The organism is Marinomonas sp. G8-14, from assembly GCF_055808935.1.
Map to the genome: position 1 here is coordinate 1492562 of NZ_CM147891.1, position 15616 is coordinate 1508177.

Consider the following 15616-nt stretch of genomic DNA (forward strand, 5'->3'; position numbering starts at 1 on the left):
ATTTTTTTATGTCTGTATACTGGATTTATTTAACTAGTTAAGTTTCCCATGATTCCTATCGCCTATTTCATTTTTCTGGCTATGTGTAGCCCTATCGCACTTAATGCAATGCTACCTGCTTTGCCAGCAATCGCGGAGCAACTGGATATAGATTCATCAATGGTGCAGTTAAATTACTCACTCTATTTAGCAGCACTTGCACTAGGGCAATTTTCTGTCGGTGCGGTAATCACTAAACTTGGTAATCGCTCGACCATTCTCTTAGGAATTTCAACTTTTATTGTAGGTGGCTTGGTCGCCCTCATAACAAACAGCTTATGGTTAATGCTACTAGGTCGTATTTTACAAGGCATTGGTGGTGCATTTAGTATGTCAATGGCGAGAGCCTTATTGGTTGCCAGCTCAGGCAAAGACCGAGCCGCTCAACAAATGGGTTATATCGTGATGGCCATTGCATTTTCACAAAGTATCGCACCTTTGGTTGGCAGCACGCTCAATACCCACATAGGTTGGCAAGCCATCTTTGCATTTTCCGCCATTCAAGGCGCAATATTGCTACTATTCAGCCTCAAATTGATTAAGCCTGCGTTTGAACAGCCACAAAAGCTCACCCTTTCAATGATGCTTAATCATTATATGAGCTTGATTCGTCAACATTCTTTTAGCCGTTACACCATGGCAAATACCTTCATAGCACTTTGTTTTTATCTCTTTATAAGTGCCTCCCCACATCTAACCAAAGGTTTGAGCGAGAATAATCTAGCTTACGGCTATTGGTTTATTCTGATATCGGGTACCTTTATGCTAGGTGGGTATATGAGTACCTTGTTAAATAAGCGCCTTTCCTTAGACCAATCAATCCAGCTTGGAAACAGTCTTTGCTTACTTGGGGCTAGTATTTTATTGATACTACAAATCAGTTTACCAACTAGTTTTGCGAGCCTTTTTTTACCCATGTCTGTGGTAACACTAGGCCGTGGAATTAGCCAACCAAGTTACCAAAGTGCTGCGATTGGCGCTGCTGATAAATTAGCAGGTATGGCTGCAGGACTGATAGGCTTTCTTCAACTAAGCTTTGGAGCGGTTTTTGCCCAAGCCGTGCCGTTAATGATGGATTTGCATCCATCTATGATTGCCTTTGCCATCTTAGGATGTACACTTTTAGCAAAGTGTTACGCACAAAACTATCGTAACAAGAAGATAGCAACAGACCATGCGCTAATATTTTTTTAGGAAAGCGTATTTGATGCTATCAACACCATAATTTTAGATATTATCGAGATTACATGAAAAGATTAGAAGACTCCCTGACACTGCAATTATTAAGAGCCCGTGAATCATCCATGACTTTTTTTAGACCTGTCCTACAAAAAGCAGGCTTTACAGAACAGCAATGGCGAGTCTTACGTGTGTTAAACGATCATGAAGAGTTAGAGGCAAAACAACTGGCGCACCTATGCTGTATTCTTAGCCCAAGTTTGACACGCATTATCACGCGCTTTGAAGAAGATGGCTTTTTAATACGCAAAAAATCCCCAATAGATCAACGTATTTCCCTACTTTCATTAACGCCAAAGGGGAATGAAACGGTTAAAAAATTTCGTCCAGAAGTCGATGCAGCTTATCAACGAATCAAAGAAAAACTCGGCGAAGACAAATTAAAAGAACTTAGTCGACTATTAAGTGACGTCATCGCACTGGAAAGTTAAGCAGTCCATCAAAAGACAACTCCTATACCAAGAGCTGTCTTTTTCGTTTTCTGGTTTCTTGAGGTGATTCATTAAAATACTGTTTATAGGCACGACTGAAATGCGAAGAGTGACTAAACCCCCACTTATAAGCGATATCCGTAATACTCAAATTGTCTAAATTTAAAATATCATCACGGCTTTTATTCAATCTTGATTGCCATATGTATCGGCTCATCGTCATACCATGGGCTTCAAACGCTCGGGCTATTTGACGGCACGACACAAACAAATGACGACTGACCATATCTGTATTTAAATCCGCTGACGTTAAATGCTGTTCGATAAATGCCTTGCATTTGAAAAACAATAAATTCCGGTTTTTCTGATTGAATTTTGCACCATGCAGTCCAGACAGAACTTGAATATGATGCATCACCTCTTCTGTTTTTAACTGAAAATTGTGATGACTATCAATATTACTCTCTAATAATTTAAAAATAGCGCTTGTTGATGAGGTGCCACACTGTAAATGACGGTCTATTTTAATGAGATTATCAATAATGCCGAACTCTCGTTCAGCAATAATGCGAGGAACACCTAATACATACATCCCCATATTATTCGGAAAACCATGCCCATAGGGTTTTGCCGTATCATAAATAACCATATCTCCTGGCATATGACTCGCGCAATCCATACCTTGATACGAATAACCATTCCCCTTTGTCATTAAACAAATGAAAAAGGCATCGCGACCATCTTCATCAATATCAGTGCGACTGCGTTGCACAGAATGTCCATTCGCTTCAATATGATTGATGCTAATAATGTCACCGTGTGAATGTCGTAATTCGGCTTCTAATGCTAAATTCGAAGCGATAGGACAATCAATATGAATCATATATTGGTTAACGGCCTCTTCCCAATAATGACGTCGAGACATAAGGTCTATATCTCGAGTGGAGACTCGCACTTGTGCTGAGAACGACATAAATCCCTCGATATAGTTTTTGTTTTTTAAGGATGAATATCTAGATAATCTGGCTTTGATCATACCTCTCGACAATCACTTAGTAAACATGTTAAGTATTTTGAACATATGATGCCGACTAAAAATGTCCGATAGAGTAAAATTGCCCGTCCGATCAAGTCAATTTTCCCTCTCAGTAAACCTCTATGCTCATACACATAAAAATTCAAACACAATAATAAGATCGAGAGGTTTACTCATGAAGTCTATTGATTTCATCGTGGTGGGCGGTGGCTCATCCGGTTGCACTGTGACGCATAGACTTGTAAAAGCAGGTTTTCAAGTCGTTTTACTGGAAGATGGCCCAAAAGACGATTCTATATTCGTTCATATGCCAGCCACTTTCATTCGTGTTATTGGCTCAAAACGGTCTGTTGTCTACGAGAGCGAGCCACAACCTGACGCAGGTGGACGAAAAACCTATGTTCCACAAGGTCGCACACTCGGTGGAGGCAGCTCAATCAATGCTATGCTTTATATCCGCGGTCAGAAGGAAGACTATGATGAGTGGGAACGCAACGGCTGCGATGGTTGGGGTTGGGATAATGTCCTAGCCAGCTTCAAGCGCTCAGAAAACCATATGCGTCTAAGCGAACCCTTCCACGGTACAAATGGTCCCTTGCGTGTCAGCGACACTCGTTTCCGGCATCCTCTAAGCCAAGCTTTTTTAAAAGCGGCGCAACAAACCGGCATTCCTTATAACGATGACTTTAATGGCGAAAAACAAGATGGAGTTGGTTTCTACCACACAACCACCTTTGATGGACGCCGTGGTAGCACCGCTTCAACTTACCTAAAAGAGGTTGAAAACGCGCCAAACTTAGAAATTCGAACTGGGTGTTACGTTAACAAGATTATCTTTGATGGTGATAACAATGCGACAGGCATTGAGTTGCGTAATGAGTCGGGCAAGATAGAAATACTCTCTGTGAAGAAAGAAATCATCTTAACCGCTGGCGCATTATCAACCCCCAAAATTTTAATGCTGTCAGGTATCGGTCCAAAAAATCAACTGTCCCAACACGGCATATCAACGCTGTACGATTCTCCAGAAGTGGGAGAGAACTATCAAGATCATCTAGAAGTCAGTATCTATGGGCGTACTAAGCAACCAATTAGCTTACTGGGCAGTGATAAAGGCCTTAAAGCACTGTCTTATGGTTTCCAATGGACTTGTTTTAAAACAGGTTTATTGACGTCTAACGTGGTTGAATCCGGAGGCTTTGTTGATACCAGCAATTGCGGTCGTCCTGATATTCAATTCCATGTGCTACCTACTTTGGTTGGTGACGTGGACCGCGAGCCTATAGAAGGTCACGGCATTTCCATCAACCCTTGTTTCTTACGACCTAAATCCCGAGGATTCGCTCGACTACGCAGTGCAGACCCGAAAGACTCAATGATTTTCGAAAGCGGTGCGTTATCACACCGTGACGACGTAGATACCCTTATCCGAGGAGTAAAACTGGCTCGTAAGATTATACGTGCGCCAGCCATGGCTGAACTAATCAGCGAAGAACTTCGTCCCTCCTCCAAAGAAGATATTTCAGACGCTGAAATCGAAGCACATATTCGCAGCCACGCTAAAACCGTTTATCACCCTGTTGGCACTTGCCGTATGGGCTCTGATGAGCAAGCCGTCGTCGATACTAAGCTCCGTGTTAATGGGGTAAAAGGTGTACGCATCTGCGATGCCTCTATTATGCCGACCATTGTATCAGGTAACACTAACGCTCCGACCATTATGATCGCAGAGCGTTGCGCTGAATTTATTCTCAACAACGAATAACAATAACGAAAGAGAGATCTAATAATGAAAATAAACTCTTATGAAAATCGCCTACTTGTCATTCTCTTTATAGGGTTTGGCTTTGTCTTTTTTGACCGCTTAGCGCTGTCTTTTTTGTTTCCTTTTATCGCAAAGGATTTGGACTTAAATAACAGCCATTTAGGCATGCTCTCTTCTGCCCTATCGTTAATGTGGGCCATATCAGGCATGACACTGGGAGCCTATGCTGATCGCAAGGAATCAAAAAAATACATTCTCATATTATCGGTTATCGCTTTTACGCTTTGCTCTGCACTATCCGGCATGGTAACCAGCTTCATTAGCCTACTCATATTCCGTGGTCTGATGGGCGTTGCCGAAGGACCTGTGCTCCCCATTTCACAATCATTATTGGCAGCCGCATCATCACCAAAACGCCGAGGCTTAAATATGGGCTTGGTTAATGCCTCAGCGCCAGGATTAATCGGTGCGGTTATTGCGCCTCCGGTGCTTATTTGGATTGCAACAGATTACGGCTGGCGCAGTGCTTTTTACGCCACCATTATTCCGGGTCTAATCATTGCCGCCTTGATGATGCTCTTCGTACGAAACAAACATGTACACAAAGAGATGCAAAGCAGCCACGCTATTGGCAACAAAGCAGACATAAAAACCTTATTGAAAAATAAGAACATCTTACTTTGTATCCTGATTTCTTGCTTTTACATCTCTTGGTTTATCACCTTAGTATCCTTCACACCAACCTATCTGATGCAATTAAAAGGGTTTAGTCCTGAGGTCATGGGAGGCATTATGACCAGCCTCGGTTTTGCTTGGATGGTATGGGGGTTTATTGTTTCTGCTTTATCTGACCGATTTGGCCGCAAACCTACGTTAATTTTGTTCACCATGATTGCCACTTTGTGTCCAATGGTTTTACTGTTTGTTGATGACGCTAACACTATGCTTCCGCTAATCTTCCTGACCTACACTGGACTTGGCTGTTTTACTTTATTCATGGCAACCATTCCGGCTGAAACCGTTCCATCTACACAAGTGGCAACGGCGCTCGGTTTGATTATGGGAATTGGTGAGCTATTTGGTGGATTTATTACACCTGTAGTTGCTGGCTTTGCTGCCGATGCTTATGGTCTTCAAATTGTCATGTGGATTGCGGCTGCGGGGTCATTCATGGCCTTACTGCTATCGCTGTTCCTAACAGAAACAGCCCCCGTTAAAGTCAACAAAGCTCAATTAAGTGCCGCATAGTTCTTAGTTTATAAAATGATTAGGTGTTTAAACAGGCTGATGAATCAGCCTGTTTTTTATTTTGACGCATTATAAAATGCCACTTTCTATAAGTTTTTTGCCAACAAACGGTAACTATCTAAACGATCCGCTTGGCTATATGTCACAGTCACAAGAGAAAACTCTTCAATAGAAAAAGTCTTAACAAGAGATTCCATTTCAGCCCAGCACTGCTCTGGTGTCCCAATCGTATAACTGGCTTCAATACGATCAAATAAAGCTTGATGGGATACTGGCATTGACTGGTATCTGTCGCGAACTTGGGTAGGTGTCAAAAAATCTTCTCGCTGCCCTATATGGGTAGCGAACTTACGATACACAGCAGTTCCTGCTCGAAGTTTTGCCTCCTCTTCTGTCTCTGCACAAATACACGCAATCGCCAACATTCGCTGAAGCGGATGTTCATGACCCGCTTGTTGCCACGCTTTTTGGTGCGCATCAAAGATACGTGGATGACAATTTTCAGAATCAATAAATCGCGCTAAAGCCAAATGATAGCCTAACTGCCCAGCCAACTCAGCACTACCACCACTTGACCCCAGCATCCATAAATCCGGTACATCACCTACTTCTGGCATGACACGAATTGAGCTAAAAGGATGATTATCTTTAAACGTCCCGTGAATAAAGCTTGCTAGCAGATCTGCTTGCTCAGCATAAAACTGGCCGTTCAAGACTTTATTGGGAAAGGCTAAAGCGGCAGACGTCATTGCGGACCCACCTGGAGCACGCCCAACACCAAGATCAATACGTCCAGGAAAAAGTGACGCCAGCATAGAAAAGCACTCTGCCACTTTTAATGGACTATAGTTAGATAGCATCACACCGCCACTACCGACTTTGATACGTTGTGTAATACTGGCCAAATGCGCAACTAAGATCTCAGGGCAAGGATTCGCGAAATGCACGCTGTCATGATGTTCTGCAACCCAATAACGATGGTAATTCCATTCATCACAATGTTTAGCTAATTCAACCGTTAACAAAGGCGCATCTTTTTTACTGTGCAACCCATGCACTGGCGTTTGGTCAACAACCGAGAGTTTTATATTCATGATACCGTCTCTTTATCAAAGAAAAATTAGTTAACATGTTAACCTATTTACTTTGATCGATGAAGATTTGATAATAGAGATGTGATTAGTACAAAAATAGCTTACTTTATTTACCAACAAATAGGTGATACTCATGTTAAAGGATATGTCCCTTCTCAAGTCTCGTTGTTTTGTCAATGGCGAGTGGGTTGAAGCAAAAGCCAAAACCACCCATCCTGTTACCAATCCTGCAACAGGCGAAACTATTGTCGAGATTCCTCACCTTTCTCCTGAAGAAATCCCTGCGGTGATCGAAGCCTCTAAAATCGCCCAAAAAAATGGGCAGCCTTAGCGGCTAAAGAACGCTCTGCTATTTTACGTCGTTGGTTTGAACTAATACTTGAAAACACAGACGACTTAGCTCTGCTCATGACATCTGAGCAAGGTAAACCGCTGGCGGAAGCAAAAGGCGAAATTGCGTATGCCGCTTCTTTTATTGAATGGTTTGCCGAAGAAGCGAAGCGCATTTACGGTGATACGATTCCTGCACCGCGTGCTGATCAACGACTTACGGTTATTCGTCAACCTATCGGTGTAACAGCAGCGATTACGCCTTGGAATTTTCCTGCCGCTATGATCACTCGCAAAGCCGCTCCAGCTTTAGCAGCAGGTTGTTCAATGATTGTGCGCCCTGCTGATTTAACGCCCCTGACGGCTTTAGCCATTGCAGAGCTTGCTCAACGCGCTGGCATCCCTGCTGGTGTATTCCAAGTAGTGACAGGTTCAGCCAGTAAAATTGGTAAAGTGCTAACTGATAGCCATGTGGTGAGCAAACTGTCTTTCACGGGTTCCACAGAAGTAGGTCGTTTGTTAATGGCGCAATGTGCAGACACCATCAAAAAAGTCTCTCTTGAATTGGGCGGCAACGCGCCATTCATCGTCTTTGATGATGCCGATTTGGACAAAGCCGTTGAAGGTGCCATGGCCTCCAAATACCGCAATGCTGGGCAAACTTGTGTGTGTGCAAACCGAATCCTAGTGCAACGTGGTATTTATGACGCCTTTGCCGCCAAACTAACTGAAAAAGTCAAAGCTCTAAAAGTAGGTAATGGCGCTGAAGCAGGCACAGACATTGGCCCTATGATCGAAGAAAAGGCCATTTTGAAAGTAGAAGAACACATCAAAGATGCCGTTAGTAAAGGCGCGACGTTAGTACATGGTGGTGATCGTTTAGGTGGATTATTTATCACACCCGCTATTCTAACGGGCGTTACACCTGAAATGAATGTTGCTCAAGAAGAAACCTTTGGCCCTTTAGCTCCTCTTTTCCCATTCGATACGGAAGAAGAAGCTATCGCAATGGCGAATGACACCATCTTTGGCCTAGCCGCGTACTTCTTTACTCGTGATCATGCTCGCATGATTCGTGTATCCGAAGCCTTGGAATATGGCATGGTGGGTCACAATACAGGCTTAATCTCCAATGAAGTCGCGCCTTTTGGTGGGGTTAAGCAATCGGGGCTAGGTCGTGAGGGCTCTAAGTATGGAATCGAAGACTATTTAGAGATGAAATACATCTGTAGTTCCATTGCTTAGCATGTAAAGCGACACCTAAGGCACTTCTTATCAAAGTACCTTAGGTGTCTATAACGTTCATGATGACATTTGATCAGTAGACACATTAATAGGCCTTACATATCCGCTTTTAACCCAGTACATGCTTTGCATTAACTGGGTTGAGACGCTCAAATAAAAACCTAATACTGTTTGTTAATACATTAAATGTGATGGATAAAGACAAGACTACGGATAATTTTATTCAGAATTATCACAGCAATTCCAAGTATATCTGTCTTTTCAACACAACAGATCACTTTACATTTATTCTACCCTTTTTAGGTCCTGTATGATGCTTCAGGCTCTTTTTTTATCTTATGTAATAAGATACTAGCTAATGAATTCAGCCGGACTCACTAATACTTTAATTTGGCTTTTATCTTTAATTAACGATTCAAAGCCCTCTTCAACAACATTATCCAATAATACTTTTTTAGTAACTATCTGAGCAATATCAAGTGTTCCTTGTGATATATACTGGATCAATTCAGGATAGACATTTCTATAGCCTACACTACTAATTAGCTTTATTTCATTGTTAACGAGATAGAAAGCATTGATAGTGACATCTCCCATCAAGCCAACCAAAATAACTTCGCCTCCTTTTTTCACCGAATGAATCGAATTTGTTAAGGTTGCTTGATGTCCAACAGCCTCAAAGGCCACATCATAACCCGAAGGCATGTACATTTCGATATCGGACATAACGTCGCTTTTCTTTGCGTCAAATGTTGCCGTCGCTCCCAACTTTTTAGCAAAAGAGCGACGTTCTTCGCTCATATCAACTGCACATATATTCTCTATCCCTTTTAACTTAGCCAAAATAATAATTAATAAACCAATTGGCCCTAACCCATAAACAATACAGCTTTGCCCTACCTGTAGTGACGATTGGTTAATTGCATGTAGTGCAACCGCCGCAGGTTCTAATACTCCAGCTTGCTCAAAAGACACATTATTAGGAAGCAAATGCAGCATATAACTTGGTACATTAACTTTACTAGCAAAGCCACCATTGCCCATCAATCCAATGAATCCCATAGACTCACAAAGGTTATATTGCCCTTTTTTACAATACTGACAATGACCACAACGATATTCTGGCTCTACAGCAACACGATCACCAACGTTGATACCAACAACCTCAGCGCCTACTTGCGAGACAGTGCCACAGAATTCGTGTCCAAGGGTAATGGGGGCATAAGCCCCACTAATGGGATGGCAACTGTTTACCGGTATTGCATGCGGTCCATCGATGTATTCATGTAAATCACTCCCACAAATACCACAATACGCTACGCTAACTTCAACCTCATCGGGCTTTATTGGTGAAAGCTCAACAGATTCAACCTTAATGTTTTTGGCATTATGCCATCGAAGTGCTTGCATTATATTCCTCCTAAATTATTGCTAGACAACACTGCCGTTTTATTAACAATAATTGGTGCGGTTTCTTTTAAGAAAATTGCGAAGAAGGCTGCGGTAAGTGCTGCAAAAAAACTAATCCACATAATGGCTGATAAGCCATAATGGTCTGCTGCTAAACCCGCTAACATCGGAGCAGCAAAACCACCGACCAATTCACCAAACCCCATAATCAAGCCTAAAGCGGTCGCTAGTTGAGCCTTAGGCACTGTCTCTGCTGGAATGGTCGCCATAAAAAGAGTAAAACACCCCAATCCTGTATAGGTGAGTATGACTAAAGAGCTTAGCAACAGCGTGCCCTGTGCAAACATAAGGACAATTGGGCAACATGCTGCAACCAAAGAGAATACAATAATCGTAACTTTACGACCTATCCGATCTGAAATAGCAGGAACCACAGCCCCCCAAAATACCCACGCGATACCAAGACAACTCATCACTGTGGCCATGTTGCTTGGCTCCAATAAGCGTTGTTTTACTAAAAAGGTGGGCGTAAATGAGACGAGTACGACAAACCAACTAAGATAAGCACAAGAAATCAGCGCACATACCAATATATTTCTATATTTTAAAAGGTCTATGAAAGAAACTTTTTCCTTCTGTATGTGTTTGCGTTCACTTGTTACCGCATCATCTGGTTTTACAAAACGCCAGACGAGAAAGGCAATAATCAAACCAGGAATCAAGGATAAAACAAACGCATGACGCCAACCGTAATATTCGGCCAAACCCACCAATACCACTGGTGCAACAACAGCACCAAGTAAACCTGCAGCAGATCCTTGTAGGAGCCCCATATTGAAGCCTCTACGTTTAGGACTTGATGCTTCTGCCATGAGGTATTGTGATAATGGTAAAATTGGCCCTTCTGCCAATCCCATAATTAAGCGGAACACCAGCAAGGTGAGAAATGTGGTAACCAAACCAGATATCGCAGAACATAAAGAAAATAGTATGATAGCGACTAATAATATAGGCTTTCTAATTCCTTTTCGGTCTGAATAAGCCCCAACAACAGCACCTGAAAGTGCCCAAGCTAATGCTAGAACTGACGATAACAGACCTAAATCGGTATTAGTGAGATTCATTTCCTCTTGCATGAAAGGAAATAAAAAAGAGATTGCTAAACGATCAAAAAAAACAAAGCCGAATGCTAAAAAAGAATACACAATAAAGTGTTTTCGTATTTAACTGAATGCTGACCATTCATAATAATGCTCCTTGCGGCATCAATGTTAATTGCTACCGCATATTATTTTAATTTTATGGAGTAAGTGTGTTGTAGAGTCTTAACGGAATAAATTATCCACGTAAGAAGCACCTAAGCCTATTTCTTCATAGTGTTTTCGACACATAGCAATGTAGTCATGCACATCAAAATAGCCATCGGGTTTACCGTCGTCATTTAGCCAAATTAATGGCCCTTTAACGATAAAAAATACTTTCATAGGCTCGTCATGCTCATAGGCCACCAAAGTATGTCCTTCTCCTGGGGTTTCATAGACAAAATCGCCAGCAGTGGCAGTCCAGTCATGTTCTAGATATCCCCATTTTCCAGATATGGTATAGGCAAATACCTCATGGGGATGATAATGACGATTAACCAATCCTGCACTGGTCGACATAAGGATGTCGCACCAACGATTCTCACTAGGGGAGATCCATAACGGGCGCGATGATACCGTCTCAGTAAAAGGGACGTACATTTTTAAATCGTCAGTGGCAACATCAGGCAAATAGACTTCTGGTTTCGAATCTGGCATAAGGCAGTTTTCAATTGGTTTTAGCCCCTTCCAAAATTCGTTTTTCGCTAACTCAGGCATAACATTCTCCTAATCTTATTATTGTTGTTTCAACGTAGAAATTCTAAGAAAGATTTGCCATATGAGTTTGATACTATCTGCCATATTTTTTGATCAAAACGGACAAACATCAGGCAATCCGAATGTGTCAATCCGCTATTTATGTAGTATTAAAAATAGGATATCTTTAGTCACCAAGACTGGAAATCAAAAGACCAAAGGAATAAAAGATAATAATTATCATTAAAATGTAGAGAGTCCTAATTACTGGGAGTAATAAGAATAATGACCACATCAGTAAGAATTGATTCAATTAGTACAAGTTTAACTCCTCCCGAACAGCGCTGCCAATTCTGGGAAAACTATAACGGTAAGCAGTTGATCGGTTTACGCTGTTCCACTTTTTCAGATGAAGGATTTATTGCCTCGGGAAAGAACATCCACATAGATAATTTTGGTATAGCTTTTATACGTGCCAATGAACATGTTGTCGAAAGAAACATTCATATTGTTAAAGATTTACCAAAGGAGTCTATATTTTTCTCACTCGGGTTAAGTAGCCATACTTTTTTTTATCAAGGTAAAGAATGTTTCAAACCCGATATAAATGATCTCATCATTTATAGAACAGATAAGCCTTACCTTTTTGGCTTTTCATCCAACATGAAACAATTAACCTTTGACATACCCTATGAAAGACATCATTTATTGTTCAAGAAGACAATAAATCTAGACACCCCTAAAATAATAAAAAACGATACTAAAAGAAATCGTTTTCTAATTAAAACGCTTTATCATATCGGAATGCAATATCTAGAGGACCCGAACCAAAATAAGGCTGAAACATTTAAACACGAAATCATTGATCTATTAGGAAGTATACTATCTGAAAACTTTAATAATAGCGACACCCTTGGTTTAAGCTATTTAATCGCTGCTAAGCATTATATTTTTGAAAACTTACATAATCCAGATTTAAGTTGTGAAGAGATAGCAATGACTTGTGAACTTTCTTCGCGTCATCTCACACGAATATTTGCCCAGGAAAATACATCACCTAAGCAATATATCATTTTGAAACGACTAGAACGAGCAGCGCAATTACTCTCATCATCAGAAAAAAACTATTCGAACATTTCAGAAATTGCTTATCAATGTGGATTTTCTAATCAAGCTCACTTTTCAAGAGCGTTTAAAATTTTTACAGGGATGAGTTCTCAAAAGAATACCGCAAGCTACATTTAACATAGTAAAAATCAAACAACCTTAATACTTATTAAAAACCAACCATTTATTACAGTCACCTATGTTAAAAAAATTAAATAATTTTTTTAACATAGGTGTAGTTTTCAACCTTTGGATTAAAGGTATTTTGCTTTTTCTCTACTCGCTGAAAACCATTATTATCGTAGAACTGATATGTACAAAGACTATCAGAATAAAGAAAATATTTTTTTGCATTGCACTCTTTCAAAAATGTCTCAAACCTCGTCATTAAAGTAGAGCCAATTTTATGACGTCGATATTTTGCATTGGTACTAAAGAATACCAACTCACTGTCACAATCAGATATAGCACTGTTGTTTGTGAACGATATTGGGCTTTTATTTTTGGCTAAATCAGACAGTACTTTAACGCCCTCCTCAAAACTACGTAAATTAGCTTTCGCCTGTTTAACCAAAGGCTTGGAATCAAAAACTAACGCTTTCGTAGATAACGTTCGAGTAATACCTATAAGCACACCACATATTTCCCCCTTACATTCAGCGACTTGCATATAGCTTGCATTACGAAAATCATTCGCTAAAAAAATAACCGCCAAATTACGTAACGCGTCCTTATCCGTTGAAGTGGTGAAAATACTCAGGTTCATGTTCGCCAAGAAGATTTCAACGATAGCATCAAAATCATCTGCAGATGCAGGTCTGTATTCAATATTCACCATAATGATCTCATATCTGAGGGATACATTTGTAGAATAAGGTTGCCCTATTGTTCATAGAGCAACCTTATTTAATGACAAAATTACCACTGCATTTCGCCAGTGTTCACCTTTGCACTCAACTCCAAATCACTTTCACCTGGCAGTTCTGGATAACGTTTTTTCATTGCTTTAATTACGGCATCAGACTTGTTTGCTTTGAGCTTTTCTACTGCTGTTAATTCTTTTTCAAAGGCTGTTAGGTAATCAATAGTAAAAGAAATCGCTTCCGCTTTTGCAGGCATCGCACCCAAATAATGACCTGGAATAACCACATCTGGCTGTAAAGCAGCCATTTTTTTAAGGGATTCAGTCCACTCTTGTCTAGAAGCTTGCGTTTGCGTATCCGCTGTCCAGACATGCATACCAGAAGTGACTGAAACACCACCCAATACAGCCTTGATAGATGGAATCCACACATACGCCTGATGAGTGTTAATCTCTTTGATCTCAATGGCCTTACCGTCCAACATCAATGTCGTATCATTTAGTATTTCAGGCACTACAATATTAGTTGGCGCAGCATCACCAATAATAGGTCCCCAGTATTCTAGCTTGGCATCTTTTGTACTTTGAATGTGTTCAACTACCGCTTGGCTGGCAACCACCCTGACTTTTGGAAACGCTTTAACTAAAGACTGAAGGCCAAAGTAGTAATCAGGATCTCCAGCAGAGATATAAATCATGCTTAAGTTTTTGTGGCTTGCTTTGATCATGTCAACCAAAGCCTGTCCATCTTGTGTATTGAATTGTGCATCAAACAAAATGGCGTCTTTCTCACCACTTACCAACACAGAGGTAACAGGGAAAATTGCATTTTCCCCCGGATTATATTGTGAGAATGTCAAATCGGATGCAGATGCAGAGCCAACAACCAATGCCGCACTGGTAAGAATTATCGAAGAGAATTTAGTCATAATACGATTGCCTTTTTTCATAATGTTTAAGAAGCTGTTTGTGAATAACGATACTATATTTGATTGAATTCCGACTAAATACCCTATAAATTAACTTTCACTGTCTCATTTTTCGATCTAATAAACGGATACTTACGTGGATAGACTCACCGCATTACATGTATTTGTGACCATTGCAGAGCAAGGCAGCTTAAGTGCTGCTGCTGAACGACTAGATATGTCTAGGGCAAAGGTATCAAGATATCTTGCCGAACTCGAAAGCTGGATGGATATAAGGCTACTCCACCGAACAACAAGAAGCCTCAGCCTGACATCCATAGGAGAAGAAACATTAGAAATTGCTCAAAACCTCTTGGCAATGACTGAAGATCTAGAAGGAATTCGTAATAAAAACACACCGACACTTAAAGGACAGCTGAGAATAACAGCCAGTTATTCACTAATAGATAGCTTTTTAATGAATGTAATCCATGACTTTGTCTCTACGTGGCCCGGCACATCTATCGACATAATGTCGACTGATGAATCGGTGAATTTGATTGAGTCACGCATAGATTTAGCCATTCGAATTACCAATGAATTAGCTCCCAATGTGGTCGCCAGAAAATTAGGAGAATGCCGATCTGTTATCTGTGCATCTCCAGCTTATTTGGCTAAACATGGAACGCCTCAGGACGCCCAGTCGTTAAGTCAGCATAACTGCTTATCTTTCACTTATTTTGGTCGCTCAGCTTGGGTTTTTGATGGGCCAAATGGACCTGAATCTGTTCCTATTACAGGGAACATAAGCGCTAATCTTTCAGAAGTATTGCTCGCTGCAACATTACAAGGCAACGGAATAAGCTTACAACCACTCCCAACAGTGCAGCCATTAATAGAAAATGGAAAGCTCGTAAAACTATTGCCTGAATGGAAGCCTAAAACCTTAGGCGTTTATGCTGTTTACGCCAACCGCAAACAAGTCACCCCCCTGCAAAGGGCATTCACAGAAGCGTTGTCTCAGCATGTAAAAGGGCTACCTTACTGGTAATGACATAAAAATG

13 protein-coding genes and 1 pseudogene are annotated in these 15616 nt (G+C 40.9%); 7 read left to right on the plus strand and 7 right to left on the minus strand.

Annotated elements, in window-relative coordinates; translation table 11 throughout:
• Positions 1-48: 48 nt before the first annotated feature.
• Positions 49-1233 (plus strand): MFS transporter, encoded by a 1185-nt coding sequence (locus AC0L6V_RS07675; protein ID WP_265220770.1) that lies wholly within the window; start codon positions 49-51, stop codon positions 1231-1233.
• A 53-nt stretch (positions 1234-1286) separates the two neighbouring features.
• Positions 1287-1709, plus strand: a complete 423-nt coding sequence (gene hpaR / locus AC0L6V_RS07680) for a homoprotocatechuate degradation operon regulator HpaR (protein WP_409419629.1) — start codon at positions 1287-1289, stop codon at positions 1707-1709.
• Between the two features lie 22 nt (positions 1710-1731).
• On the opposite strand, the gene AC0L6V_RS07685 is transcribed toward hpaR, so the two are convergent.
• Positions 1732-2682, minus strand: a complete 951-nt coding sequence (locus AC0L6V_RS07685; RefSeq protein WP_265220768.1) for a helix-turn-helix domain-containing protein — start codon at positions 2680-2682, stop codon at positions 1732-1734.
• Between the two features lie 238 nt (positions 2683-2920).
• Between AC0L6V_RS07685 and AC0L6V_RS07690 the strand changes: the two genes are divergently transcribed.
• Together AC0L6V_RS07690 and AC0L6V_RS07695 are read left to right on the plus strand one after the other, a co-directional pair.
• Positions 2921-4510, plus strand: a complete 1590-nt coding sequence (locus tag AC0L6V_RS07690; protein WP_409419630.1) for a GMC family oxidoreductase — start codon at positions 2921-2923, stop codon at positions 4508-4510.
• A 24-nt stretch (positions 4511-4534) separates the two neighbouring features.
• Positions 4535-5758 carry an MFS transporter gene (locus tag AC0L6V_RS07695; RefSeq protein ID WP_265220765.1) on the plus strand — a complete coding sequence of 408 codons (1224 nt, stop codon included), beginning with the start codon at positions 4535-4537 and terminating at the stop codon, positions 5756-5758.
• A gap of 86 nt (positions 5759-5844) precedes the next feature.
• On the opposite strand, the gene AC0L6V_RS07700 is transcribed toward AC0L6V_RS07695, so the two are convergent.
• Entirely contained in the window at positions 5845-6852 is a 1008-nt protein-coding gene (locus tag AC0L6V_RS07700; protein ID WP_265220764.1) for an MsnO8 family LLM class oxidoreductase, read from the minus strand.
• 133 nt (positions 6853-6985) lie between these two features.
• On the opposite strand from AC0L6V_RS07700, the pseudogene AC0L6V_RS07705 reads away from it, so the two are divergent.
• A pseudogene (locus tag AC0L6V_RS07705) lies at positions 6986-8427 on the plus strand (NAD-dependent succinate-semialdehyde dehydrogenase).
• Positions 8428-8778: 351 nt separating this feature from the next.
• Here AC0L6V_RS07705 and AC0L6V_RS07710 read toward each other — a convergent pair.
• From AC0L6V_RS07710 to AC0L6V_RS07720, 3 genes are all read right to left on the minus strand, one after another.
• Complete coding sequence (locus tag AC0L6V_RS07710; protein WP_265220763.1) at positions 8779-9837, minus strand: 2,3-butanediol dehydrogenase; 1059 nt, start codon at positions 9835-9837, stop codon at positions 8779-8781.
• Positions 9837-11042: an MFS transporter gene (locus AC0L6V_RS07715; protein WP_418138896.1), complete on the minus strand. Its 1206-nt coding sequence runs from the start codon at positions 11040-11042 to the stop codon at positions 9837-9839. The genes AC0L6V_RS07710 and AC0L6V_RS07715 overlap by 1 nt, the downstream gene beginning before the upstream one ends.
• 120 nt (positions 11043-11162) lie before the next feature.
• Complete coding sequence (locus tag AC0L6V_RS07720) at positions 11163-11696, minus strand: 2,4'-dihydroxyacetophenone dioxygenase family protein (protein WP_265220761.1); 534 nt, start codon at positions 11694-11696, stop codon at positions 11163-11165.
• 264 nt (positions 11697-11960) lie between these two features.
• On the opposite strand from AC0L6V_RS07720, the gene AC0L6V_RS07725 reads away from it, so the two are divergent.
• The gene (locus AC0L6V_RS07725) at positions 11961-12920 is read left to right on the plus strand and encodes a helix-turn-helix domain-containing protein (protein WP_418138897.1); all 960 of its coding nucleotides are present in this window, start codon (positions 11961-11963) and stop codon (positions 12918-12920) included.
• A gap of 73 nt (positions 12921-12993) precedes the next feature.
• Here the strand turns inward: AC0L6V_RS07725 and AC0L6V_RS07730 are convergent, their stop codons facing one another.
• Both AC0L6V_RS07730 and AC0L6V_RS07735 read right to left on the minus strand, forming a co-directional pair.
• A complete protein-coding gene (locus tag AC0L6V_RS07730) occupies positions 12994-13620 on the minus strand; it encodes a GNAT family N-acetyltransferase (RefSeq protein ID WP_265220758.1) in 627 nt (208 codons plus the stop codon).
• An 80-nt stretch (positions 13621-13700) separates the two neighbouring features.
• Positions 13701-14573, minus strand: coding sequence for a Vmh family MBL fold metallo-hydrolase (locus tag AC0L6V_RS07735; RefSeq protein WP_265220757.1), 873 nt, complete (start codon positions 14571-14573; stop codon positions 13701-13703).
• Between the two features lie 136 nt (positions 14574-14709).
• Between AC0L6V_RS07735 and AC0L6V_RS07740 the strand changes: the two genes are divergently transcribed.
• On the plus strand, positions 14710-15603 hold the full coding sequence (locus tag AC0L6V_RS07740; protein WP_265220756.1) for a LysR family transcriptional regulator: 894 nt from the start codon (positions 14710-14712) through the stop codon (positions 15601-15603).
• Positions 15604-15616 lie beyond the last annotated feature (13 nt).